This window comes from Streptomyces sp. NBC_01477 (assembly GCF_036227245.1).
Taxonomy (GTDB): Bacteria; Actinomycetota; Actinomycetes; order Streptomycetales; family Streptomycetaceae; genus Actinacidiphila.
The window spans coordinates 7,570,112-7,590,609 of sequence record NZ_CP109445.1; the positions used below are offsets into that span (position 1 = coordinate 7,570,112).

Here is a 20,498-nt window from a genome sequence, read left to right on the forward strand (position 1 = left end):
GGACGCGTACGGCATCCGCGGGCTGTGCCGCGTACGCGACGCGGCCGGTCCCGCGGTCAGCGGCGGACGGCGGACCCGGCCCCGCGGCGGAGCGCGGTGCCGCCGAGGAGCAGCGCGAGGCCGCCCGCGACCGTCATGCCCGTGCCGCCGGTCCCGGTGTCGGCAAGGGCCGGGGCGGCGGGCTCGGGCGCCATGGGCGCCGCAGGCGCGGCGGCACTGCCGGGCGGCGCCGGAATCGGGGTGTGGGCGGGTGCGGGCGGCGCGTCCTGGCCGACTGCGGTATCGGCGCCGGCCGCATTGCCGAGGCCGACAACGCCCGTCCCGTGCCCGGAGGCTTTCAGCGGCAGGTCGAGCGGCAGCCGCGGCACGCTGCCCGCCAGGACTCCCGGCGGACCCGCGGCGTCCCCTGTGACGGCCGCGTCGGCCCGCGCGAATCCCGCGGAGGCCAGCACGCCACCGGCGACCATGGCGGTGACGAGTCCCTTCCGGGCGAGCCTGTTCATACGTTCCTGCCTTCCGGACATCGGCGCGGGCGATACGCCCGCACGGTGACAACGTCGCGGAAAGCCGATCTGGTCCTGCCGCCGGGAGATGTCACCCCAACGGCTTCCTTCGCGCCGGCCGGTGGTGGCAGTCGGACCGTCATACCCGGCGGGGCGGAGGTGATGTGGCGCGCCGTCAGGCGGCCACTCCGTCCTGGTCCTCGATACGGGCACGGGCCGCCGCGAGCGCGGCGCCGATCTCCCGGGTGCCGGTGGACACGCACAACGTGTAAGCCGTGTCGCGCAGTTGCTGGTCGACGCGCGGGTCGGTGCCGTCGGTACCGTCCGTGTCGTCGGACAGCGATTCGTAGCGTTCCACCAGGTTCCGCAGGACGGTCGGGTGCGCCATCAGCATCGTCGTACTCCTCGGTGGTCGGTGAAGTCGCTCCCCACATGCCCGCTCCTCGTGCATGCATGCGTGGTACACAGGGAATGTCGCGCAGGTCTCATTGCCGCCCGGCGCAGTCCCGCCCGCCGTTCCGGGCGCCGTCACGTCCGACGTTCCGCTTCCGGTGCCGGGGCGAAAGACCACCCCGGCACCGCGGCCAGGCGGGGTCAGTTCTGCCGCCCGGTCAGCGTGTCCTCGGCGGAGCCGTCCGCTTGCGCGACCGTCTGCACCGGCACGGCCCCGGCCTCGTGGTCACCGCGTTCGCGCAGGAAGAGGGAGCAGAGGAAGCCGGCCGCCAGGAGGGCGCCGAGCAGGACGAAGACGGTGCGGATCGTCGTGTCGTCGGCGAACGCGCCGAGGGCGGGGGTGAGGAAGCCGCCGAGCGAGAGGGCCAGCCCCAGCGTGACGCCGCTCGCGGTGCCGATGTGCTGCGGCAGGTAGGCGTGGGAGAGCGTGATCTGCGGGGCGAACGGCAGGAACATCGCGCAGCCGAACAGGCCGGTGGCGCAGATGACGACCGCGGTGTTCGGGGCCGCCACGATCGCGAGGACCGACAGCGCCGCGAGGAAGTATCCGGCCGCGATGGTACGCAGCCGGCCGAAGCGGTCGGCGAGCCAGCCGCCGCCGAGCGTTCCGACGGCCCCGGCCGCCGCGAGGACGGTCAGCGCGATCGAGGCCGCCGCCTTGGAGGCGTCGAAGCGCTGGATCGAGTAGAGCGAGATGAACGACAGGGTGCCCACGTAGGCGACGGACCAGAAGGAGACGACCACCAGCAGCCAGCTGAAGCGCCGCCAGTCGTCGGGCAGGGCGGAGGCGGCCGGGGCGCTGCGAGGCGTCGCGGCCGGGTGGTGCCCGGCGGGCGCCTCCGGCCTGCGGTGCACGGCGAGGTGGACGGCCGCGACGACGAGGGTCGGGACGGCCAGCAGGGGAGTGGCGCGCAGGCCGAGGACGCCCACGGTGGCGCCCACCGCCAGCGGGGCGAGGGCGACGCCGACGTTCCCGCCGACGGAGAACACGCTCATGGCGCGGTTGGATCCGCCGCCGGCCTCCCGCGCCGCGATCGTCGCGGGCGGGTGGTAGGCGGCGACACCGATGCCGGAGACGGCGACGACGGCCCAGGTGGTCCAGTACGAGGACGCGGTCAGTCCGCTGACGCAGACGCCGGCCGCGGCGACGAGCAGGCCGATCAGGATCAGCGGGCGCAGCGAGAAGCGGTCGCTGAGATAGCCGAACAGCGGCTGGGCGACGCTCGACAGCGAGTTCGCCGCGAGGGTGATGCCGGCCACGGCTGCGTAGTCGTAGTGCTGTTCCGAGACGAGGTAGGGCAGCAGCGCGGCGACGGCTCCTGTCTGGAAGTCGTTCATCCCGTGGGTCGCCACCAGCGCCCACAGTTCGGCGCGTTGGCGGCGCGGCGGGGCGCCGACGGCTGGGGCGGTACTGAGGTTCATGGGCCGGTCTTCCTTCACGACGACGGGTGCCCGGGGTGGTGCGGGCGGTGCCCCGGGGCGGTGTCCGGCCGCGGGAATGCCCGGTCCCGGCCGGTGCGCACGGCGGCGCTGCCGCGGTTGGGGCGCGGTCCCGGCCGGGGGCAACGTCACCGTAGAACGGATTGACTCCTCAGACAAGCTGAGGTGTGAGCAGGAATGCGTCGGCGCCGCGGCGGGGGGCTATGCTGGCTTACCACTCAGACAAGTGGAGGAGTCGCCGATGCCATCGCCCGTACAGCGCCACCCGCTGGCCGTGCAGACCGCGGACATCCTGCTGGAGCGCGTCCGGTCCGGCGAGTGGCCGCTGGGGCACAAGCTGCCCGGCGAGACGACACTCGCCGCCGAACTCGGCGTCGGCCGCTCCACGCTGCGCGAGGCGATCCGCGAACTCGCGGGCAAGGGCGTCCTCGACCCCCGGCAGGGCGCGGGCGTCTTCGTCACCGCGCTCGATGCCGTGGAGGAATGGGACGCCGTGCTGCGGCGGGCGTCCATCGTGTCGGTCATCGAGGCCAGGATCGCGATCGAGTCCGAGGCCGCCGCCCTGGCCGCCGAGCGGCGCACCCCCGCCGACCTGCGCGCCATCCGCCGCGCCCTGGCCGAACGGCTGGCCCACGGCGACACGGTGGAGCCTTACGTCGACGCCGACATGGCCCTGCACCGGGCCGTGGTCGTCTCGGCCCACAACGACGTCCTTGTCGAGCTTTTCGACGGCTTCGTGCCGCGGATGCGCCGGGTGATGCTCGACATGCTGAGGATCCGCCCCGTCGCCTCTCCCGAGGCCGACCACGCGGAACACGCCGCGCTCGTGCAGGCGATCGCCGAGCGGGACACGCGGGCGGCGGCGGAATTCAGCCGCGCGCATCTGACAGCGATGAAGAAGGCCTTCACCTGACGCGCGGACCCGGGGCGGGGAGCTTCGGCGCCCATCGGGTGCGGAACCGCCGCCGGGCGGGAAACGGCGGTGGCCGTTCCCGCCCGGCGGCGATCGGATCACCCTGCCGGCCCGGCGTGCCCGCCAGGCCGCGCCGGGCGGGCTCTAGTCGATACTGCGCAGGATGTGCGTCTCGGACAGGTCGTCCTCGTATCCCGCCAGGCGGATCGGAGCACACCGGGACCAGGTGTCCAGCGGGCCCTCGTCCTCCAGGAGCGTCACGGTCTTGCCGCTGTGCTCCGCCGTTTTCTCTTTGCGCTTGAGCTGATCTCGTGACACCGCGCACTCCTTAGCGTCGCGTCGACCGGATGCGCCCTACAGGCCGTGGCCTTGCGCCGGGCGCCCGGCTGGATTCCAAACATCGGGCGGTGCGGACGCGGTGGCGCCTGTGCGATAGCCGGAATGTGGCCGAGGTGGCGACGCGTTCCGGGACGGGACCGAGGGGCCGGTACATCCCCTGGAGCCTGATCGTCCGGCACAGCTTATTCCCGCCAGCCTCACTGCCACCAGCCGGATTTGCTCCGTGTTCAACTGTCCAACGCCGTCCGTACCCCCGCACGGAAGCGACCCGGCCGCCGCGGGACCGGGCACGATTGCTACCGTTTCCCGTGCTCAAGAGTGAGAAGGACAGCAAGAACCGGACTGGGCCATCCGGGTCAGCGATACCCGACCCGGCGCCTCCCGTGCGCAAAAACCGGCTGCTCGCCGATATCGGCCCCTTGCGCGACCACGCGGATTTCCGCCGGCTCTGGTTCGGCAACACCGTGTCCTACATCGGCCAGCAGATGACCGCGATGGCCGTCGCACTCCAGGTCTACGCGATCACCGGCTCCAGCTTCTACGTCGGCCTGGTCGGCCTGTGCTCCCTGGTGCCGCTGGTCGTCTTCGGGCTCTACGGCGGGGCCGTCGCCGACGCCGTCGACCGCCGCAGGCTCGGCCTGGTGACGGCGACCGGCGCCACCGTACTGTCCGCGGCGCTCGCCGCCGTCGCCATCGCGCACGTCCGGTCGGTCGGTGTGCTCTACGCGATCGTCGCCCTGCAGGCGGTCTGCTTCGCCATGAACTCCCCGGCCCGCTCCTCGATGATCCCCAGGCTGCTGCCCGCGGACCAGCTGCCCGCCGCGAATGCGCTGGCCTCGCTGGCCGGCGGCGTCGGGCAGATGGCGGGACCCATGCTCGGCGGTGTCTTCGTCGGCCTGTGGGGCTACCAGGCCGCCTACCTGATCGACGCCGCCGCCTTCAGCGCGTCGCTCTACGCGATGTGGCGGCTGCCGTCGATGCTGCCGGGGGAGGGCGACGGCGCCGCCAGGCGGCGGCCCTCGGTCATCGAGGGCCTGCGCTATCTGGCCGCCCGGCCCAACCTGCGGACCACCTTCGTCTCCGACCTCGCGGCCATGGTGCTGGCCCAGCCCCGGGTGCTCTTCCCCGCGGTGGCCGGACTGTGGTTCGGCGGCGACACCAGTACGGTCGGCCTGCTGGCCGCCGCGCCCGCGGTGGGCGCCCTGTTCGGCAGCGTCTTCTCCGGCTGGCTCGGCCGCGTACGCCGCCAGGGCCTCGCGGTGCTCGTCGCGGTGGCCTCCTGGGGGGCCGCGATCGCCGTCTTCGGCCTGACCCGCGACCTCTGGCTCGGCCTGTGCTTCCTCGCGCTCGCCGGCTGCGCCGACACCGTCAGCATGGTCTTCCGCAACACCATGCTCCAGTCCGCCGCCCCCGACGACATGCGCGGCCGGCTCCAGGGCGTTTTCCTGGTGGTCGTCGTCGGCGGCCCCCGCCTCGGCGACTTCCTCGCCGGCAGCGCCGCCGACCTCTTCTCACCGACCGCCGCGGTGGTCGGCGGCGGCCTCGCCTGCATTGCCGCGATCACGCTGATCGCGCTTTTCCAGCGCGGCTTCGTCTCCTACGACTCCCGCCGCCCGATCGCCTGACGCCGCCACGTGTCCCCCTGCGCGGCTTTTCGGGCGCCCCTGGTCGGCTGTCACGACGCCGGGCGCACAGCGCTCGGTGTCGCCTCCGCCCTCCACGCCGGTCCGAACGCCGGGCTCCTGGTCCGGCAGCAGGCCGGCGGCCAGCGCGTCCACTGACGCCGCCAGGGGCCCTTGCCGGGGCTCCACCGCCGTCGCCGCGGCAGTGAGCCGCTTCAGGTCGGTGAGCCAGTGGCCGGTCGCCAGCGGCTCGGCGCCGATCCGGAGCAGGCCGCGCTCCAGCAGCCCCCGGGCGGTGTCGGGCCGGCCCCTGCGTACGGCCTTCACCACCGCCACCGCGTTGGCCAGCGCGCTCGCCGCCGGCGACCACGGGTCGGCCGCCGAGGCCGCCGGCGCCGACGCCTCGTCGCGCCGGTCCGCGCGCACGTCGAGATCCAGCCGCCAGAACAGCGGCAGCCCGCGGAATGCGGCGAAGACCAGCCGGTGGCCCGGCGCGTCGGCGTACTCCGGGTCGGAGCGCAGCGAGATCAGCGGGCCGACCCTGCCCAGGGTGCGCCGCACCCTCTCCACGCAGCGCCCGAAATCCGCGGCGGGCACCTCCCAGGCGATGTCGATGTCGCTGTAACGGTCCGCGGTGCCCGTCGCGAGCGACCCGCGCAGCTCCGCCGTCGAGCCGGGGCAGGCGCCGTGCAGCGCGGCCAGCAGGTCCGCGGCGAGCGCGTCCCGTACCGCGGGATCCAGGTCCTGCTCGGACCCCGCCGTCACCGGCCGGGCCGCCGCCCGACCTCGCCGACGTAGACCCACCGGCCGTCCTCCCGCACGAAGCGGCTGTCCTCGTGCTGGTCGCCCTGCGCACCCATGCCGCGGTAATGGGCGCGGAATTCCACCGTCCCCTCCGCGTGGAAGGCGCTGCCACCGGTGCCCCCGAGGATGTCCAGACCGGTCCAGCGCACCTCCGGGTCGAAGGCCACCTCCCGCGGCCTGGTCGAGGAGTGCCAGCTGCGCAGCAGATAGCCGGCGTCGCGTACGGCGAAGGCGCTGTAGCGCGAGCGCATCAACTGCTCGGCTGTCGCGGCCGTGGCCTGTCCGCGGTGCAGCGCACCGCAGCAGTCGGCATACGCGGCGGGCAGGCCGCAGGGGCAGGGGGCGGGCTTGGGCGCGGGGCGGGCGGACATGCTCCGATTGTCGCGGACGAACGCTGCGCCATCCGCAGCAACGGGTGTTTCGTCCGCGCCTCACCGGAAATGCGCAGGACCGGACAGCGGCATCCCCGCGCGACGGAAGGACACCACCCGTGAGTACGGCACCCGAGCAGCCCGCAGAACCTTCGGCCCAGGTCACCGTCACCCTCGACAGCTGCGCCAAGGAGGACGCCGGCACTGTGCTCGACGTGCTGCGCGCCAGCTTCACGGGTGACCGCGCCGCCGAGGACGCCCCAGGGGAGGCGCCGGGTGGCGGCCCGATCGTCTGGTCCGCGACCTTCGACGTGTCCCGCACCCTGGCGGAGCCGGGCGGGGCACCCCGGCTCATCGACCCGGTCACCCTCACCGCCCAGGGCGGCTACCGCGCGGTCGACCGCCTCCGCCAGGGCCTGGCGGAATCCTTCGCCGTCACGGTCATCGGCACGGCTTCGGGCGACCAGGAGCAAGAAGCCGGCTTCCGCCTGGAAAACCGCTGATCCGTCTCTCCCGACGCGGCGTCCCGCCCCGCGGCGTCCCGCCCCGCGGTGAGCTGCCCCGCCGCGCAGTTCCCCGCGCCTTCGAAGGCCGCCCCCTCCCCTCAGAGGGCACCCTTTGGGGGCGCGGGGAACTGCGCGGGCAACCACGGTGTGCCGCGAGTGCGATCGGCCTCCGCAAGTGGCACTCACCCAGGGGCGCGGGGAGCTGCGCGCCCGACCGGGACGCCGGTTCAGGCGGCGGCCCACCGCAAGTGGCACCCCCTGGGGACGCGGGGAGCTGCGCGCCCGGCCGGGACGGCGGTTCAGGCGGCGGGCCACCGCAAGTGGCACCCCCTGGGGGACGCGAGCACGTAAGCGCTCAGCGCAACCGTCGAGGACTCGGCAAGCCCCGCAGGGGATGGGTTCAGGCCGGCCCGGCAGGGCGTACCGCCTCGGTGAAGGCGCGCACCCGCGCATTGGCCCGGGACGCCCGCCACACCGGCCCCCACTCCAGCGGCGGCGTGTCGTGGAACGGCACGAAAGCCACGTCGGACCGCGCGTGGAACCGGGCGGCGTGCGCGCCGACGGGGAAGACGCCGAGGCCCGCCCCCACCAGCGTCAGGGTCTCCTGGAGGGTCGCGGCCGACCGCCCGACCGGTATCGGCCGTCCGGCGGGCGTGACGCGGGGCGAGCCCGGCTCGCGCCAGTGGTCCGGCAGCGAGCACGGCGCCCGCAGCAGCTCCGTACGGGCCAGGTCCTCCACCGAGACCGCCGTGCGCCGCGCGAACGCGTGCTCCGCCGGCACCGCGAGCAGCCGCGGCTCCGACAGCAGCACGGGACCGTTGGCCAGGTCGGGCCCCGACAGCGGCAGGCAGGCGATGAGCACGTCGAGCCGGTCGGCCCGCAGCCGGTCCAGCGCCTCGCCCATCTGCACCTCGTGGATCCGCACCTCGCACTCGGGGTGCCGTGCGGCGAACCGGTCGGTGGCCTGCACCAGCAGCTGCCCGGCCGCGGCGCCGACGAAGCCGACCCGCAGCTCCCCCGTCACCCCGCGCCCCGCGGCGACCGCCGTCGCCAGCGCGCCCTCCAGGCGTTCGAAGGCCGGCCGCAGGTCGTCGTGCAGCCGCGCGCCGATCGGCGTGAGCATCACACTGCGGCTGGTGCGTTCGAACAGCGGCGCGCCGACCCGCCGCTCCAGCTTCCCGATCACCTGGCTGACCCGCGCGGTCGTCACCCGCAGCCGCACCGCGGTGCGCCCGAAGTGCAGTTCCTGGGCGAGCGTCAGGAACGCCTCGATCTCGTACCGCTCCACCGCAGGCCTCCTGTCGTACCCGTGCGTTAAATCGTACGTAACGAACGCCGAGCGGACCGATCTTGGTCCCTTCGCCCCATGCCCCGCGGGGTCGGGGCACGTACCTCACCGACGGCCGCGCCCTTGCCGCCCGCGCCCGCGGGACGCGGTGCGCGAGCTGCACGGCCGCGCCGAGGTCGTCGACACCCCGTACCGCTCCGGCCCCGGCCAGGACCCGCGCGACCGCGCCCGTTCGGCGAACGCATGGGTGATGCGGACGGTCAGGATCGAGAACGTCCGGTTCACCGGCGAACCCGGGGCGGTCTCCGGCGGTTGACACGACCGGCCCGTGCTGCCTAGCGTCATACCCGTATGTGACCGTAGTTCACATGACGGAACGACGTAGGGGAGTGGGACCGTGGCAGAACAGCGTCGCGTCGTGGTGTCGGGCGGCGGCACCGGTATCGGCAGGGCCGTCGCGGCGGCCTTCGCCGCGGACGGCGAGCACGTCACCGTCCTCGGCCGCCGCGAGGACGTCCTGCGCACCGCGGCCGGGGAACTGAACGGCACCCACGGCGAAGGCCTGGTCGACCACTTCGCCGCCGACCTCGCCGACCCCGCGCAGGTGCGCGACGCGGCGGCGTACATTGCCGCGGGCGGACAGGTCGACGTCCTGGTCACCAACGCCGGCGGCAATGTCGCCGCCGCCCACGACGGCAGCCTCGAAAGCATCGCCGACGGCTACCTGCGCAATTTCCACGCCAACGTCCTGACCGCGGTCCTGCTCACCGAGGCGCTGCTGCCGCACGTACGCCGGCCCGGCGGCCGTATCGTGCACATGTCGTCCATCGCGGCCCTGCGCGGCCCCGGCTCATACGGCGGGTCCAAGGCCGCCGTGCACGCCTACACCTTCGAACTGGCCCAGCGGGTCGGCGGCGACGGCATCACCGTCAACGCGGTGGCACCCGGCTTCGTCGGCGGCACCGAATTCTTCGGCGACCGCGCCACCCCGGATTTCGTCGCCTCCCGGGTCGCCCAGACCCTCACGGGGCAGCCGGGCCGCCCCGCCGAGATCGCCGCGGCCGTGCAGTATCTGGCCGCGCCCGCCGCCGCGTACACCACGGCCCAGATCCTGCACGTCAACGGCGGGGCGGCGCTGGGCCGCTGACGGCGCCCGGGACGGGGGAAAACCACCCTGTGCGGCCACCGCCCGCCGGGTTAGGCTCGGGGGCATGGCAGCTGCTGCGCAGGAAGGGCCCGCGGGGAGCGTACGGGTCGACAGCTGGATCTGGTGCGTACGGCTCACCAGGTCCCGGTCGCTCGCCGCCGCCGCGTGCCGGGCCGGGCACGTCCGGGTCAACGGGGAGCGGGTCAAGCCCGCGCAGGCGATCAAGCCGGGCGACGAGGTACGGCTGCACCACGCCGGACGCGAGCGGATCGTCGTGGTCTCCAAGCTGCTGAACAAGCGCGTCGGCGCGGCCGTCGCCGCCGACTGCTTCGTGGACAACAGCCCGCCCCCGCCGCCGCGCGAGGACGTCCTCGCCCTGGGCGTACGCGACCGCGGCACCGGCCGCCCCACCAAGCGCGACCGGCGCGAGCTGGAGAGGCTGCGGCTGCACGGCTCCGCCCGTCCCGGAGGGTGACCCGTGGCCGCCGTCACCGCCGACGCGCCGGTCTTCGAGCAGCACCGGGCGCTGCTGCTCGGCCTGGCCTACCGGCTGCTCGGCAGCATGTGGGACGCCGAGGACGTCGTGCAGGAGGCGTATCTGCGCTGGACCCGCGCCGACCGCGACGAGGTCCGCGAACCGCGCGCCTACCTGCTCACCGTGGTCTCCCGGCTCGCCCTGGACCAGCTCCGCTCGGCCCGCGTCACCCGTGAGGCGTACGTCGGCCCCTGGCTGCCGGAACCCGTCGACGCCGGCGAACTCGGCCCGCTGGACACGGCGGAGCTGCGCGACACCCTCTCGTACGCCACTTTGCACCTCATGGAGCAGCTCACCCCGCCCGAGCGGGCCGCCTTCGTGCTGCGCGAAGCCTTCGAGATGCCCTACGACGACATCGCCCGGATCGTCGGCGGCACCGCCGCCAACTGCCGCCAGCTGCACCACCGGGCCGCGACCCGGCTGGCCGCCGCCCGCGGCGACCGCTTCCGGCCCTCGGACGAGGACCACTCACGGCTGCTCACCCGCTTCCTCGACGCCGCCCGCGGCGGCGACCTCGACGCGCTGACCGGCATGCTCAGCGAGGACGTCGTCGCCTGGAACGACGGCGGCGGACGCGCCCGCGCCGCCCTGCGCCCGGTCACCGGCCGGGACCACGTCATCGCCTTCGTCCTCGGCCTGGTCAGCCGCTACCCCTTCGGCGAAACCCGCCTGACCGAGGCCAACGGCCGGCCCGCCCTGCTGCTCTCCGTCGACGGCCACGAGCAGATCACCCTGCTCGGCATCAGGGACGGCGTCATCCACGCCGTCTTCGCCGTCCTCAACCCCGACAAGCTCACCCGCCTCCCGGACCGGCGGTAGGGCCTGTCGCGGTCCGCCGCGAAGCCACCGTCAGCGCGTGGGTGGGACGAGGCATTCCTGCGGCGGAGGACGGACCCTTTCGCATCCCGTCGTTCCGCTGTCAGCCGAGACCGTCGCGGCTCGGACGGCGCGGACGACAGGATCGTCACATGCAGCCGACCTTCGTTCTCGTGCACAGCCCGTCCGTAGGCCCCTCGACCTGGCACCCCGTGGCCGAACACCTGGCGACGGCGGGATACCGCGTACGGGTGCCGTCCCTGCTGCACATCGGCGCCGGCGCCCCGCCCTTCTGGCCCCGTATCGCCGGCGCTGTGCGCGACGGCCTCCGGCAGGTCCCGGCCGGCAGCCCCGTCGTCCTGGTGGCACACAGCAACGCGGGCCTGTTCCTTCCGGCGATCCGCGCGGGCCTCGACCACCCGGTGGCCGGCTCGGTCTTCGTCGACGCCGCGGTGCCCGCCCGGACCGGGCCGACCCCTGTCGCCTCAGCCGAGTTGCTGGAGTTCCTCCGCCCGATGGCCGTGAACGGCGTACTGCCGCGCTGGACCGACTGGTGGGACGAGGCGGACGTCGCACCGATGTTCTCCGACCCGACCGTGCGCCGGACGGTCGTCGAGGAGCAGCCCACGCTGCCCCTGTCCTACTACGAGCAGTGCATTCCGGTCCCCGACGGCTGGGACGACCATCCCTGCTCCTACCTGCTGTTCGGCCCTCCGTACGACGACCTTGCCGCCGAGGCGCGCGAACGCGGCTGGCGGGTGGCACACCTGCCCGGCGCGCACCTGCACCAGATCGTCGACCCCGCCGGCACGGCCCGGCAGCTCATCGGCCTCGCGTGATCCGCTTCCGGTACGCGCCTCAATACGACTGCAACTCCCACAAGTTGCCGTCCGGGTCCCTGACGTGGGCGGTACGCATCGTCGGCCCCCACTCGGGCCGGGCGGCGGGTCCGGCGACCGGCTGCCCGCCGTGCCGCAGGCACAGCTCGTACCCGGCGGCCACGTCCGCCACCCGGCTGACCAGCATCCCCCGGTCGCCGCCGGCCGCCGCGCTCCCGGTCAGCGCGGCCATCGCGCCCCGCTCGATCAGCGCGAGGGCGCCTTCGGCGCCGACGTCCCAGCTCGCGTACGGGCCGTCCGCCGTGCCGCGGGCGAGCTTCGCGCCGATCAGCTCCGGCAGCACGGCGTCGTAGAAACGGAAGGCGGCGGTGAAGTCGCCGGCCAGCAGGCGGGGGTGGAGTGCGTCCATCGGAAAGCTCTCTATTAGTGGGTGCAAACCTACTATGGGTGCAACCCTATAATACTTGCCATGGACGAGCTGACGATCCCGCCGACACTCACCGCCCTGACGACGTATCTGCTGTCCAGGACCGGTAAGGACGCCCGCGGCCGGCTCGCCGCCGAGCTGTCGGCGCGGGGCCTGCGGCTGTGGCACATGGCGGTGCTCGCCGCCCTCGCCGATTTCGGCCCGCACTCGCAGCGGGACCTGGCCGAGCGGCTCGCCATCGACCCCAGCGACATCGTGAAGGTCCTCGACGACCTCGCGGGTGCGGGACATGTCACCCGCACCCGCGACCCGGTCGACCGGCGCCGCCTGCGGGTCTGCCTGACGCCGGACGGGCGCGCCGCCCTCTCCTCGCTCATCGTCGAGGCCGAGGCCATTCAGGCCGGCTTGCTGGCGCCTCTCACTCCTGCCGAACGGGCGACTCTCCACGAGTTGCTCCGCAGGATCTTCTGAACGTGCTCCGCCGGCGCGGGCCCGAGGCGTTCCCGCCGCGGCGGGGGGCGCCCTTCCCCGGCCTACGGGGGTGGTGCGGCTCCCCTTGCGGCAGGGGGTGCCCTTGCCCGGGATACGGGGGTGGTGCGGCCCCCTTTGCGGCAGGGGGTGCGGCCCAGGGGCGCGGTGAACGGCGCGAGCAACCCGCCGTGACCGTCGTGTGGCGACGCACCGCCACCGTCCCAGGGGTGCGGGGAACGGCGCGGCCAGCCCCCACTGGCGCGCGGGTCGTCACCGGCCCGGAGGGGCTGTTTCGGTCCGCTCCGGACCACCGGCCGGTGGGTGGTTGCTCGCGCAGTTCCCCACCGCCCCCGGGGCGCACCCCCTTACGCGGAGGCACCGCACACCCCGCGCCCCCGGGGGCACGTTCGGCCGTGGTGGCGGTCGACCAGGAAAGTTAGCGCTGCTAGTTTAAGGGGATGACCCCCGTAGTCCACTTCGCCGCGGCCCGCCGCACCCCGATCGGCCGCCTCCGCGGAGCCCTCGCCGGCGTCCGGCCCGACGACCTCGCCGCCACCGTCATCCGCGGCCTCCTCGCGGACACGCCCTCGCTCGATCCGGGCAGGATCGACGACGTGTACTGGGGCGCCGCCAACCAGGCTGGCGAGGACAACCGCAATGTCGCCCGCATGGCGGCACTGCTCGCCGGGCTCCCCGACGCCGTGCCCGGCGCCACGGTGAACCGGCTGTGCGCCTCCGGCATGGAAGCCGTCACCACCGCCGCCCGTACGATCGCCGCCGGTGAGGCCGACATCGTGCTGGCCGGCGGCTCCGAGTCGATGAGCCGCGCCCCCTTCGTCCTGCCCCGCCCCGACGAGGCCCTGCCGCGCACGCTCCAGACGTACGACACCCGGCTCGGCTGGCGGCTGACCAATCCCCGCATGCGCGACCTGCACGGCGTGCTCCCGATGGGCGAGACCGCCGAGGAGGTCGCGGCGGCCTACCGGATCAGCCGCACCGACCAGGACGCCTTCGCGCTGCGCTCGCACCGCAACGCCGCCGCCGCCCGCGCGGCCGGCCGCTTCGACGCCGAGATCCTGCCCGTCACCCGCCCCGACGACGTCACGGTCACCCGCGACGAGAGCATCCGCGAGGACACCACCGCGGAGCGGCTGGCCGGCCTCGCCCCGGTCTTCCGGGACGGCGGCACCGTCACCGCCGGCAATTCCTCGCCCATGAACGACGGCGCCGCCGCCCTGCTGCTGGTCAGCGAAACCGCCCTGCGCGACCTCGGCCTGGAATCCCTCGGCCGCTACGCCGCGGGCGCCAGCGCCGGGGTCCCCCCCGACCTCATGGGCATCGGCCCGGTCCCCGCGACCCGCCGCGCCCTGGCCCGCCTCGGCCGCAAGGTCGACACCATCGACGCCGCCGAATTCAACGAGGCCTTCGCCGCCCAGGCACTGGCCGCCGTCCGCGAACTCGCCATCGACCCGGACCTGGTCAACCCCGACGGCGGCGCCATCGCCCTGGGCCACCCGCTCGGCGCGTCCGGCGCCCGTATCCTCACCACCCTCCTGCACCGCATGCAGCGCACCGGCGCCCGCCGCGGCCTGGCCACCATGTGTGTCGGCGTCGGCCAGGGCAGCGCCGTCCTGATCGACCGCGACTGACCCCGGCCGCCCCCGGCCGACCCTCGCCGAACACCACCGACCGCACCCGCACACACCGCGGCTGATCTCTGACGACCCGTAGGGGCTTGGCCGCGGGGTGACCGTCTGGGACAATCGGTGGCGTCCTGTTGCCGACACCACGACGGGCGGAGTCGCCATGACCGGCCCTGACGGAGCACACCTGCTCGCGATCAGCGACCTGCACGTCGGATACCAGGCCAACCGGCAGATCGTCGAGGAACTACGGCCGGAGCACGACGACGACTGGCTGCTCGTCGCCGGAGACGTAGCGGAGCGCTCCACCGACATCACATGGGCGCTGAGCACCCTCAAGCAGCGCTTCTCCACCGTCATCTGGCTGCCCGGCAACCATGAACTGTGGACACCGCCCGACGACCCGGTCCAGCTCCGCGGCGAAGCCCGCTACCGCCACCTGGTCGACGAGGCCCGCCGGCTCGGCGTGATCACCCCCGAGGACCCCTACCCGCTGTGGGAGGGCCCGCGCGGCCCGGTCGCCGTCGTCCCGATGTTCCTGCTGTACGACTACACCTGGCGCGACGGCACACCCGGCGCCCGTACCAAGGAGGAAGCGCTCTCCCAGGCCCGCGCGGCAGGCATCGTCTGCACCGACGAGATGTTCCTGCACCCCGACCCGCTGCCCGGCCGCGACGACTGGTGCCGCGCCAGGGTCGCCGAGACCGCCCGCCGCCTCGAAGCGCTCGATCCCGCCCTGCCCACCGTGCTGGCCAACCACTGGCCGCTGCACCGCGAGCCGACCGAGATCCTGCACTATCCCGAGTTCGCCCTGTGGTGCGGCACCGAACTCACCGAGCAGTGGCACACCCGCTTCCGCGCCACCGAAGTCGTATACGGCCACCTCCACATCCCGCGGATCATCTGGCGCGACGGCGTCCGCTTCACCGAGGTCTCGCTCGGCTACCCCCGCGAGTGGGGCAGCCGCGCCGCGGGACCGTCAGGACCCCGCCGGATCCTGTCCGGCCCGCGGCAGGCGGTCCACCGGTGATCGAACACCTGCTGCCGCCCGGCGCGTTCACCCGTGCCGCCTACGGCGACGAACTCGACCATGTGCCGCTGCACCCCGAGGAGACCGCCGCCGTCGCCCGGGCCGTCGTCAAACGGCAGCGCGAATACACCGCGGGGCGCGCCTGCGCCCGTGACGCCCTCGCCCGCCTCGGCGCCCCGCCCGGCCCCGTACTGCGTGACGCCAAGCGTGGCGCCCCGCTCTGGCCCGACGGGGTCGTCGGCAGCATCACCCACTGCGAGGGCTACCGCGCCGCCGCCGTCGCCCGTACCAGCGACCTCCTCACCCTCGGCATCGACGCGGAACCCCATGACCGGCTGCCCGAGGGAGTCCTGGACGCCATCGTCGCCACCGACGCCGAACGCGCCGCGCTCACCGCGCTCATGGAGAGCGCTCCCCGGACGCACTGGGACCGGCTGCTGTTCAGCGCCAAGGAGACCGTCTACAAGGCCTGGTATCCCTACCACCACCGGATGCTCGGCTTCCACGAGGCGGAACTCCTGTTCACCGCCGACCCCGACACGCCCGATCCCGCCGCGCCCGACCGCGGGAGCTACACCGCGCGGCTGCTCATCCCCGGGCCGCTGCTCGCCGAGGGCACAGGACCCGACATCTTCACCGGCCGCTGGATCGTCCGCGACGGCCTGCTGGCCGCCGCCATCGCCGTGCCGGCCGCCCCCGCCCGCACCGACTGACCGCGCCCGCCTGGCCGCGGTGCCGGGCGCACCGGCCCGGCCCCCGTGGATCAGGAGTAAGCCGCGCGGCGCCCGTACCGCTCAGGCCGAGTCCCGCAGCACCAGCGTCGTCTTGAAGATCACCGACCGGGTGTCCTGCGACGAATCGTCGATCAGCGCCATCAGCAGCTTCGCCATCTCCGCCGCCATGTCCTCCACCGGCTGCCTGATGGTGGTCAGCAGCGGCCGGGACGCCAGCGCCGCGCTGCTGTCGTCGAAGCCGATCACCGCGACGTCCTCCGGCACCCGGCGCCCGTGGTCCCGCAGCACCAGCAGCGCGCCCTGCGCCATCAGGTCGTTGGCGACGAACACCCCGTCGGTGTCGGGAAAGCGCTCCAGCAGCTCCCGCATCGCCCGCTCGCCGCCGACCTGCGTGAAACTGCCCTCCACGCTGGGCACGTACGCGTGGCCGTGCTCGGCCATCGCCTCCCGGAAGCCCGCCAGCCGGTCCTGCCCGGCCGGCGAGTCGAACGGCCCGGCGATCGTGGTGATCCGCCGGCACCCGCGGGCCAGCAGCCGCTCCGCGGCCAGCTTCGCCCCCGCCTGCTGCGCCACGTCCACATAGCTGATCGGGATGGCCGTCGACGGGCGCGCGAACAGCACCGTCGGCAGCCCCGCCTCGGTCAGCAGGAACGGCAGCGAGTCGCCCGGCGCTATCGACACCAGCGCCACCCCGTCGATGTGCTCCTGGCGCAGATTGGCGACCAGGGTGTGCCGGGCGTCCTCGGAGTCGGCGAGCATCAGCACCGGATGCACCCCGCGCGGGCGCAGCACCGCCAGCAGACCGCCGACCACCCGCCCGAAGAACGGGTCGCTGAACACCTGGCCGAGGAAGGGGTCGTCGGCCGTGCGGTGGGCCGGCACCGAGAACACCAGGGCCACCGAGTCGGTGCGCCGGGTGACCAGTGTCCTGGCCGCCCGGTTGGGCACATAACCGGTGGCCGCCACCGCCTCCTGGACGATCCGCTGGATCTCCGGGTCCACATTCCGCGTCCCGTTGACCACCCGCGACACCGTCGCCCGTGACACTCCGGCGGACCGGGCGACGTCTTCCAGAGTGGGCTGGCGTGGCCCCGCCGGACGGCTGCTCGTCATGCGTGCAGTTATACCATGACCGGGAGAGCGCTCTCCGGGTTCCGGCGCAGGCCACAGCACGGATGGGGCGGGGTACGGCAGCCCCCCACAGGCCTGCCGCGCCCCGCCCCGGTCTCATCCGGGCCGGCCGTTCACGCGTAGACCCCGAACTCGTACAGCGAATCGCCGTACGCCGTCCCGCGCTGCCCGATCGTCACCCGTACGTAGCGCCCGGAGCCGCTGACGTCGAAGGTGTCGACGCCGCCCGTTCCGGTCGTGGTCGAGTAGACATTGGTCCAGTTGGTGCCGTCGTTCGACAACTGCACCTGGTACGCCTTGCCGTAGGCGGACTCCCACGCCAACTGGATGTGCTTGACCGCGGTACTCGCGCCGAGGTCGACCTGGATCCACTGCGGATCGCTCCAGTCGCTCGCCCACCGGGTGCTCATGTTGCCGTCCGTCGCGTTGCCCGGCGTGCACGGGCAGCCGCCCGTCGGGTCGGTCTGGTACGACGACGCCGTCGTCGGCTTGCCGAGCGCCACATTCGTGCCGCCCACCTGCGGGGGGACCACCCGGAAGGACTTGGTCTCGATCCCGACGTTGCCGTGCCCGTCGTAGGCGTAGACGTAGACCTTCCACACCCCGAGGGTCTTCGGCGCGGTCGCGGTGAACTGCCCGTTCCCGGTCTGCGTGAAGTCCACCTGGTGCAGCCCGGTGCCGTTGTCCACGTACTTCGACGTGTACATCAACTGGTACCTGAGCGGATCGCCGTTCGGATCGGTCGCCGTCGCCGACACCGTGAACTGCCCGCCGGCCGGTACCGCACCGCTGTTCGCGACCGTCATCGAGCTGATCACCGGCGGGGTGTTGGCCTGCGGCGTACCGCCGTAGTCCTTGGCCACCGAGTAGTACGTCAGCCGCTTCCAGCCGCTGGGACGGACGTTGAACCACACACCGCCGAAGTCGTTCTCGTCGCCGTAGTGGAACATCGTCGCCCCGAGGCCGACCCCGGTGTGCCCGACGATGCAGTTCCACGCCGACACATAGGCGTCGCGCTTCTGCACGTCGGTCGGCTCCGTCGGCACCCCGTTGGCGTCGTTGGGCACCTCCCACTCGCCGGCCTCACCGGACTCGGTCACGATGTACGGCTTGCTGTAACCGCCGCTGATCCAGTCCTGCTTCACATTGCACGCAGCGCCGTAGGAGTTGACCGCGTAGAGGTCGAGCGAGGGCGTGTACTGCTTGTAGTACGGCCACGCACCGGTCCACGCGTCGGTCGACGTCACCGGGTGGTTCGGGTCGATCGCGTGGATCGCCTGCACCACCTGCTCCACGTACTGCGCGTACGCGATCCGCTGCTGCTCGATCGCCGCACCCGAGTAGTGGTCCTGGGTGGTCAGGATGACCTCGTTGCCGACGTCCCACATCAGCACACCCGGATGGTTCTTGTAGGTGGTCACCCAGTTCTTGATGTCATTGAGCGTGTTCGTCTTGTACGCCGTGTCGTTGACGTAGTCCGCGCCCTGGTTGAGCCAGAAGCCGTTGACGACCTTCAGCCCGTACGCCGCCGCCGCGTCCAGCAGCGGTTTGCTGCCCGCGTCGGTGCCCCAGGTGCGCAGCGTGTTGATGCCCATCGACTTCAGGTCCCGCATGTGCGAGTCGGCCGTGGTGTTGGCCGGACCCCACGTCATGCCCTTGACCTGCCACGGCTTGCCGTCCACCGTCAGCTGCCAGTTGCCCTGGCTGCCGGTGACGTGCACGCTGCTCGGCGCGGTCGGCACCGGCGGATCGGTCAGCGGGGCCGGGGCGTTGCCCGTCGTCTGCGAGACCGTCACGTTGTCGATGCTCAGCGCACCGCCCGACGTGGTGTCGGCCGCCGGCGAGGTGCAGCCGCAGACCGCGTCCGGGTACGAACCGCCGATCCGCAGGCTGAAGTCGACGTAGACCCCGTGGTGCACGGCCGCGTTCCAGGTGGACACGCCCACCTGCGACTCGTTGACCTGCCACACCTGGGTGCCGTCGAGATACCAGCGGATCTGCTCGTCGGAGGTGGTGCGGTCGATGATCTCCGAGTAGGTGTGGTAGCCGCTCTGGCAGGCCGTGCACGTGGCCAGACCGCTGGTCAGGCCGTTGTACTCGGAGCAGTTGCCGCCGGGCGCGGTCCCGCAGTGCAGGGTCGCCGACAGCTGGCTGCGCCCGTTGACGTCCTCCATGATGTCGCTCTCGCCGACCGCCGGCCAGGAACCGGTGTTGCCCCGGTAGGCGGCGCCCATCGCCCGGAAGGACGGCCAGTAGCCGAGCGCCTTGGCGACGGAGGGCTGCTTGAGGGTCGCGGAGATCTGCAGCCGGCCGCCGGCCGGCGCGGTGAAGTCGGTGCGCTTGGTCTCGATCCGGCCGGACGTCCACGCCGTACCCGACTTGAGCGCGGTCAGGTTGAGGTGGCCGCCGCCGTCGAGGCCCACGTTCGCGGGGGAGTTGGTGGCCGTGTCGACCTCGCCCGTGCCCCAGGCCGCGGGGCCGCCGGGGTAGGCGGTGCCGGTGTCGGTGATCCAGTCGGCCGCGTTGGGCGAGGTGCCCGCGGCGCCGTTGAAGTCGTCGCTCCACACGGTCGTCCAGTCGCCGGGCGGCGGGGTGCCGGTGCTGCCGCCGTTCGCGCCGCCGTCGCCACCGCCTGTCGTGGTGCCGCCCGTGCCGCCGGTGCCCGCGGTGCCGTAGACCTGGAACTCCCACAGCGAGTAGCCGTAGCCGTTCGCGCGGGCGGTGCCGTACATCCGCACATAGCGGCCGGAGCCGCTGACCGTCAGCGTCTGGGTGCCGCCGGTACCGGTCGTCGTGGAGTAGATCTGTGTCCAGTGCGAGGCGTCGTCCGACACCTGGATCTGGAACGCGGACGCGGGATTCTCCCAGTTCAGCACGACCTTGCTGACCGTGGAGGTGGCGCCGAGATCGACCTGCAGCCACTGCGGGTCGGCCCAGGCGCTGGCCCAGCGGGTGGTGGTGCTGCCGTCGACGGCCGCGCCGGCGGGGTAGCCGGCGCCCTCGGTGGAGGACGTCGTCGCGGGCTTGCCCTGGGAGAGCAGGGTGTCGGCGGCGTGCGCGGAAGTAGTGGGGCCTGCCAGTGCGTAGACCGCGAGGCCCACGGCCAGCAGCAGCAGGAAGGCGGCGCGCAGTGAAGGAGGAAGGGCTCCTGGTCGCAGGCGTGCCGAGGGTGACGCTCTCATGGCGGGCTCCAACGGTGGGGGGTGGGAGGGGGAGAGCGGAGAGAGCGGCTCCCGGGGGTGGGGTGGAGCTGCGAGGACAGGGTGGGAGAGCGCTCTCTCAGTGGCCCTGATGGTTGCCGCTGGGTTTCCGGGGTGTCAAGAGATCGGACGCGAACGATCGCCGCCTGCCGGGGCCGTTGGCCGCGATGTCACGGAATGTGCCGTCCGGAAGGCCGCTTTCCGGGCAGTCGGGGGGCGTTGGGACTTGACACGCGGACGGGTGGCAGGCGAGTGTACGGAGTATCGGGAGAGCGCTCTCCCAGCT

22 protein-coding genes and 1 pseudogene are annotated in these 20,498 nt (G+C 73.3%); 12 read left to right on the plus strand and 11 right to left on the minus strand.

Annotation, left to right across the window (positions count from 1 at the left end; all coding sequences use genetic code 11):
• Nucleotides 1–56: 56 nt before the first annotated feature.
• From OHA86_RS32205 to OHA86_RS32215, 3 genes are all read right to left on the minus strand, one after another.
• A complete protein-coding gene (locus OHA86_RS32205) occupies nt 57–503 on the minus strand; it encodes a chaplin family protein (RefSeq protein WP_329181007.1) in 447 nt (148 codons plus the stop codon).
• A gap of 175 nt (nt 504–678) precedes the next feature.
• Complete coding sequence (locus OHA86_RS32210) at nt 679–897, minus strand: DUF5133 domain-containing protein (protein WP_329181009.1); 219 nt, start codon at nt 895–897, stop codon at nt 679–681.
• 200 nt (nt 898–1,097) lie between these two features.
• Entirely contained in the window at nt 1,098–2,378 is a 1,281-nt protein-coding gene (locus tag OHA86_RS32215; RefSeq protein WP_329181011.1) for an MFS transporter, read from the minus strand.
• 259 nt (nt 2,379–2,637) lie between these two features.
• Between OHA86_RS32215 and OHA86_RS32220 the strand changes: the two genes are divergently transcribed.
• Nucleotides 2,638–3,309 (plus strand): FadR/GntR family transcriptional regulator, encoded by a 672-nt coding sequence (locus OHA86_RS32220; protein WP_329181012.1) that lies wholly within the window; start codon nt 2,638–2,640, stop codon nt 3,307–3,309.
• A gap of 144 nt (nt 3,310–3,453) precedes the next feature.
• On the opposite strand, the gene OHA86_RS32225 is transcribed toward OHA86_RS32220, so the two are convergent.
• Nucleotides 3,454–3,627: a hypothetical protein gene (locus tag OHA86_RS32225; RefSeq protein WP_329181014.1), complete on the minus strand. Its 174-nt coding sequence runs from the start codon at nt 3,625–3,627 to the stop codon at nt 3,454–3,456.
• Nucleotides 3,628–4,010: 383 nt separating this feature from the next.
• Between OHA86_RS32225 and OHA86_RS32230 the strand changes: the two genes are divergently transcribed.
• A complete protein-coding gene (locus OHA86_RS32230) occupies nt 4,011–5,273 on the plus strand; it encodes an MFS transporter (RefSeq protein WP_443072035.1) in 1,263 nt (420 codons plus the stop codon).
• Here OHA86_RS32230 and OHA86_RS32235 read toward each other — a convergent pair.
• Nucleotides 5,160–6,035 (minus strand): hypothetical protein, encoded by an 876-nt coding sequence (locus tag OHA86_RS32235; protein WP_329181018.1) that lies wholly within the window; start codon nt 6,033–6,035, stop codon nt 5,160–5,162. The genes OHA86_RS32230 and OHA86_RS32235 overlap by 114 nt on opposite strands.
• Nucleotides 6,032–6,445: a YchJ family protein gene (locus OHA86_RS32240; protein WP_329181020.1), complete on the minus strand. Its 414-nt coding sequence runs from the start codon at nt 6,443–6,445 to the stop codon at nt 6,032–6,034. The genes OHA86_RS32235 and OHA86_RS32240 overlap by 4 nt, the downstream gene beginning before the upstream one ends.
• Nucleotides 6,446–6,564: 119 nt before the next feature.
• On the opposite strand from OHA86_RS32240, the gene OHA86_RS32245 reads away from it, so the two are divergent.
• Nucleotides 6,565–6,948: a hypothetical protein gene (locus OHA86_RS32245; RefSeq protein WP_329181021.1), complete on the plus strand. Its 384-nt coding sequence runs from the start codon at nt 6,565–6,567 to the stop codon at nt 6,946–6,948.
• 403 nt (nt 6,949–7,351) lie between these two features.
• Here OHA86_RS32245 and OHA86_RS32250 read toward each other — a convergent pair whose 3' ends face one another.
• Nucleotides 7,352–8,239, minus strand: a complete 888-nt coding sequence (locus tag OHA86_RS32250; protein WP_329181023.1) for a LysR family transcriptional regulator — start codon at nt 8,237–8,239, stop codon at nt 7,352–7,354.
• 148 nt (nt 8,240–8,387) lie between these two features.
• Between OHA86_RS32250 and OHA86_RS32255 the strand changes: the two genes are divergently transcribed.
• The 5 genes from OHA86_RS32255 to OHA86_RS32275 all read left to right on the plus strand — a co-directional run bounded on the left by OHA86_RS32255 (nt 8,388) and on the right by OHA86_RS32275 (nt 11,576).
• The gene (locus OHA86_RS32255; RefSeq protein ID WP_329181025.1) at nt 8,388–8,555 is read left to right on the plus strand and encodes a hypothetical protein; all 168 of its coding nucleotides are present in this window, start codon (nt 8,388–8,390) and stop codon (nt 8,553–8,555) included.
• Nucleotides 8,556–8,636: 81 nt separating this feature from the next.
• A complete protein-coding gene (locus OHA86_RS32260; RefSeq protein ID WP_329181026.1) occupies nt 8,637–9,386 on the plus strand; it encodes an SDR family NAD(P)-dependent oxidoreductase in 750 nt (249 codons plus the stop codon).
• 64 nt (nt 9,387–9,450) lie between these two features.
• Nucleotides 9,451–9,861, plus strand: a complete 411-nt coding sequence (locus OHA86_RS32265; protein WP_329181029.1) for an RNA-binding S4 domain-containing protein — start codon at nt 9,451–9,453, stop codon at nt 9,859–9,861.
• A 3-nt stretch (nt 9,862–9,864) separates the two neighbouring features.
• Nucleotides 9,865–10,740 carry an RNA polymerase sigma factor SigJ gene (gene sigJ / locus OHA86_RS32270; protein WP_329181031.1) on the plus strand — a complete coding sequence of 292 codons (876 nt, stop codon included), beginning with the start codon at nt 9,865–9,867 and terminating at the stop codon, nt 10,738–10,740.
• 149 nt (nt 10,741–10,889) lie between these two features.
• Nucleotides 10,890–11,576 (plus strand): alpha/beta hydrolase, encoded by a 687-nt coding sequence (locus OHA86_RS32275; RefSeq protein WP_329181033.1) that lies wholly within the window; start codon nt 10,890–10,892, stop codon nt 11,574–11,576.
• A 19-nt stretch (nt 11,577–11,595) separates the two neighbouring features.
• On the opposite strand, the gene OHA86_RS32280 is transcribed toward OHA86_RS32275, so the two are convergent.
• On the minus strand, nt 11,596–11,985 hold the full coding sequence (locus OHA86_RS32280) for a VOC family protein (protein ID WP_329181035.1): 390 nt from the start codon (nt 11,983–11,985) through the stop codon (nt 11,596–11,598).
• 60 nt (nt 11,986–12,045) lie between these two features.
• Between OHA86_RS32280 and OHA86_RS32285 the strand changes: the two genes are divergently transcribed.
• The 4 genes from OHA86_RS32285 (at nt 12,046) to OHA86_RS32300 (ending at nt 15,860) form a co-directional block, all read left to right on the plus strand.
• Nucleotides 12,046–12,474 (plus strand): MarR family winged helix-turn-helix transcriptional regulator, encoded by a 429-nt coding sequence (locus tag OHA86_RS32285; protein WP_329181037.1) that lies wholly within the window; start codon nt 12,046–12,048, stop codon nt 12,472–12,474.
• Nucleotides 12,475–12,932: 458 nt separating this feature from the next.
• The gene (locus OHA86_RS32290; protein ID WP_329181039.1) at nt 12,933–14,123 is read left to right on the plus strand and encodes an acetyl-CoA C-acyltransferase; all 1,191 of its coding nucleotides are present in this window, start codon (nt 12,933–12,935) and stop codon (nt 14,121–14,123) included.
• A gap of 157 nt (nt 14,124–14,280) precedes the next feature.
• Nucleotides 14,281–15,147 (plus strand): metallophosphoesterase family protein, encoded by an 867-nt coding sequence (locus OHA86_RS32295; protein WP_329181041.1) that lies wholly within the window; start codon nt 14,281–14,283, stop codon nt 15,145–15,147.
• Nucleotides 15,144–15,860, plus strand: coding sequence for a 4'-phosphopantetheinyl transferase family protein (locus tag OHA86_RS32300; RefSeq protein ID WP_329181043.1), 717 nt, complete (start codon nt 15,144–15,146; stop codon nt 15,858–15,860). The genes OHA86_RS32295 and OHA86_RS32300 overlap by 4 nt, the downstream gene beginning before the upstream one ends.
• Nucleotides 15,861–15,941: 81 nt before the next feature.
• Here the strand turns inward: OHA86_RS32300 and OHA86_RS32305 are convergent, their stop codons facing one another.
• The 3 genes and pseudogenes from OHA86_RS32305 to OHA86_RS36180 form a co-directional block, all read right to left on the minus strand.
• Nucleotides 15,942–16,994, minus strand: coding sequence for a LacI family DNA-binding transcriptional regulator (locus OHA86_RS32305; protein WP_329181045.1), 1,053 nt, complete (start codon nt 16,992–16,994; stop codon nt 15,942–15,944).
• Between the two features lie 131 nt (nt 16,995–17,125).
• Nucleotides 17,126–18,808 (minus strand): galactose-binding domain-containing protein, encoded by a 1,683-nt coding sequence (locus OHA86_RS36175; protein WP_443072036.1) that lies wholly within the window; start codon nt 18,806–18,808, stop codon nt 17,126–17,128.
• 900 nt (nt 18,809–19,708) lie between these two features.
• Nucleotides 19,709–20,194: pseudogene (locus OHA86_RS36180) on the minus strand (discoidin domain-containing protein); the annotation flags it as partial.
• Nucleotides 20,195–20,498 lie beyond the last annotated feature (304 nt).

What these genes read in the sequence shown, in the direction of transcription:
- OHA86_RS32205 (WP_329181007.1), bottom strand. Translation starts at nt 503, where the DNA reads ATGAACAGGCTCGCCCGGAAGGGACTCGTCACCGCCATGGTCGCCGGT.
- OHA86_RS32210 (WP_329181009.1), bottom strand. Translation starts at nt 897, where the DNA reads ATGCTGATGGCGCACCCGACCGTCCTGCGGAACCTGGTGGAACGCTAC.
- OHA86_RS32215 (WP_329181011.1), bottom strand. Translation starts at nt 2,378, where the DNA reads ATGAACCTCAGTACCGCCCCAGCCGTCGGCGCCCCGCCGCGCCGCCAA.
- OHA86_RS32220 (WP_329181012.1), top strand. Translation starts at nt 2,638, where the DNA reads ATGCCATCGCCCGTACAGCGCCACCCGCTGGCCGTGCAGACCGCGGAC.
- OHA86_RS32240 (WP_329181020.1), bottom strand. Translation starts at nt 6,445, where the DNA reads ATGTCCGCCCGCCCCGCGCCCAAGCCCGCCCCCTGCCCCTGCGGCCTG.
- OHA86_RS32265 (WP_329181029.1), top strand. Translation starts at nt 9,451, where the DNA reads ATGGCAGCTGCTGCGCAGGAAGGGCCCGCGGGGAGCGTACGGGTCGAC.
- OHA86_RS32275 (WP_329181033.1), top strand. Translation starts at nt 10,890, where the DNA reads ATGCAGCCGACCTTCGTTCTCGTGCACAGCCCGTCCGTAGGCCCCTCG.
- OHA86_RS32280 (WP_329181035.1), bottom strand. Translation starts at nt 11,985, where the DNA reads ATGGACGCACTCCACCCCCGCCTGCTGGCCGGCGACTTCACCGCCGCC.
- OHA86_RS32285 (WP_329181037.1), top strand. Translation starts at nt 12,046, where the DNA reads ATGGACGAGCTGACGATCCCGCCGACACTCACCGCCCTGACGACGTAT.
- OHA86_RS32290 (WP_329181039.1), top strand. Translation starts at nt 12,933, where the DNA reads ATGACCCCCGTAGTCCACTTCGCCGCGGCCCGCCGCACCCCGATCGGC.
- OHA86_RS32295 (WP_329181041.1), top strand. Translation starts at nt 14,281, where the DNA reads ATGACCGGCCCTGACGGAGCACACCTGCTCGCGATCAGCGACCTGCAC.
- OHA86_RS32305 (WP_329181045.1), bottom strand. Translation starts at nt 16,994, where the DNA reads ATGACGAGCAGCCGTCCGGCGGGGCCACGCCAGCCCACTCTGGAAGAC.